This window comes from Actinomycetota bacterium (genome assembly GCA_018830725.1).
Lineage (GTDB): Bacteria > Actinomycetota > Humimicrobiia > JAHJRV01 > JAHJRV01 > JAHJRV01.
Window position 1 is genome coordinate 1 of record JAHJRV010000130.1, and the last position, 2295, is coordinate 2295.

General features: G+C 30.0%; 1 protein-coding gene. It reads right to left on the reverse strand.

All coding sequences use genetic code 11. The annotated features are described in order from the left end of the window. Positions 1 to 2295, reverse strand: a 2295-nt coding sequence (locus KKC53_06130) for an AAA family ATPase (GenBank protein MBU2598728.1), incomplete at both ends; no start/stop codon positions are given.

A 2295-nucleotide genomic window follows, 5' to 3' on the forward strand; every position in this document is an offset into this window, starting at 1 on the left:
CGGCGATAGAGACCTGAGAGGCTTCGTCAATGACTAATAAATCAATAGAATCCTCTTCCATGGGAAAATATCTGGAAATAAGGTCAGGTTCGGCGATGATGCAAGGTATATTCTCCAATAAAATTTTTGCTTCTTTAAGCGTTAATCTTTTACCTGCTTTCATGCTAACTATAATTTTCTGTTTTTCATTGGTGTAATGATTAAGATTTTTTATTCTCTTATCGTTGATATTTTCCAATTGCTTTTGGGATGCTTGGAAATATTCATTGATATTCCCCCGATCAGGTAGATTAGAGATGGTTTTTTGATTTAACTCTATAAATAATTGAATGTATTTTAATATCTGCGAAGATTTTTCTTGGGAGGAGAATAATTCGGCTAAGCTTAATAAATGATTAAAATCTACCCCTATTTGCTCAAGGATCGGGTTAAAATAATTTTTTAAATGATATAGGGATGAAAGGGTGATGAGGTCTATATAATCGAGCAGGTCTTTAATTTTGTTTAATAAATAAAAAAGTTGCTTGATATTACTTTCGTTAAGATTTAGATTATTAAAAACCGTTAATAATAAATCAAGATTATTATTATAAATATTAATATCTTTTAGTTTGGAAATCCCTGATTTAATTTCGGCAACAGTTAGAGTAGATTTGTCTTTTGAAAATAAACTAGAAATATTGATTAATAGATGGTCGTACTCCAAATTCCCTAAAGATTTGATATCTTCTTTGAATTGCTGATTATTTTTCATTTTATGTTTTGCAAAAATTGATTTATATTTTAAATTATCTATGGCAGCAAAAATTAGGGAATCAGACTTTAAATGAATAGCAGTTTTGGAAAACAAATTGTAAAATTGGTCTAGGTTCTCAAAATCGTTATTTTTTAATTTATCTACATCCTCTTCTTTTACGGATAGGTTATTTATGTTTTGACAGGCAATAATCCATTCGGGAATTAGATTAGCATTCTGATAGAGAAAATCTAATTGCTCTAAGCTTAAATCGCTTAGTTTAAGAAGCTTTATCTTTTCTGCCGTTTTTTGAATAAGCCCTAAATTAATATCTTCGTTTTCTTTAAATTTAAAGAGATACCAGTTATCTGGTATTATGGAATTTTCTTTCAATTCTTTTTCTATTTTTTCTAATTCCAGTAATTTCGAAATATATTCTGGATAATTTTCGGCATTACTCCAAAAATTGTGATTCTGCTTTTCAATTTCTCTATACCAGTAATTCTGATCTTTATTTATTGCTTCTTCATTATAACCATTAACCCTATTACTGGAGGCAGAAATAACTGGATCAGAAAGTGTATATTGATAATTATTAATACTAATATCATCTTTAGAAATTCTCATCATTGAGGGTTTGCAATCAGGATGTAGCTCTTTAAATCTATCGGTCATCATATTTTCAACTACATCAAGTGCTGCTTTTTTATGAGAAGTAACTATAATTGATTTATTCTTTTGAGTAGCCCAATAACTAATGGCCATAATAGTATAAGATTTCCCGGTTCCGGGAGGGCCATCTACTACAATTATTTTGTTTCTCTCATTTTCTAAAGCAGTTAGAATTCTTTTTTGGGATTTATTTAATGAAATAGGAATAGTGGATATTAGATTATTTACGGATTTTTTGGGATAACGAGTATTATATTCGACATCCACTTCATCGGTAGTATTTTTCACATTTCCCGAAATATAATCTTTTATTAATTTAATAAATTTATCTCCTTTTCCTGCTTCAATATGGGTAATTAGTTCCGAATAATCTAATAATTTCCTGTTTTCTTTTTGTACCAATTGTAAGCCAATGCGATAATGGATCGTGGGTTTATTTTCCAAAGTCAATGGACTAAACCCTGGTTCTAATAAAAACTCATCAAATATACTGTAAGTATTTTGCAGGTGCTTTTCTACGCTTCCCAAATAATAACGGGCATTTGTAAATCTGGCTGCACGGGGTGTCGTTAAGATATTTTCAAATTCGAATGAGTTAATGGCCGGGGTATTGATAATGACGATATCGCGATTGGTTTTCAGTATTAATTTATCGGCTAATTCATCAATTTCAACCTCTATAAGAAAAAGAGGATATTTATCCGTCGCTTTTTGATTTTTTTTATCGCCTTCGGCTGCCTCATCCTTGGGGCTTAAAAACATTTCATGAAAAAAAATATAAATATTTCCAGAGGAAGTAAAGGGCGTAAATTTTCTGATAACGGAATATAAATCAAAGATGGTAAGCTCAAAAGAAGTTTGGAGAATTTTTTCTTTGATTTGTGAAA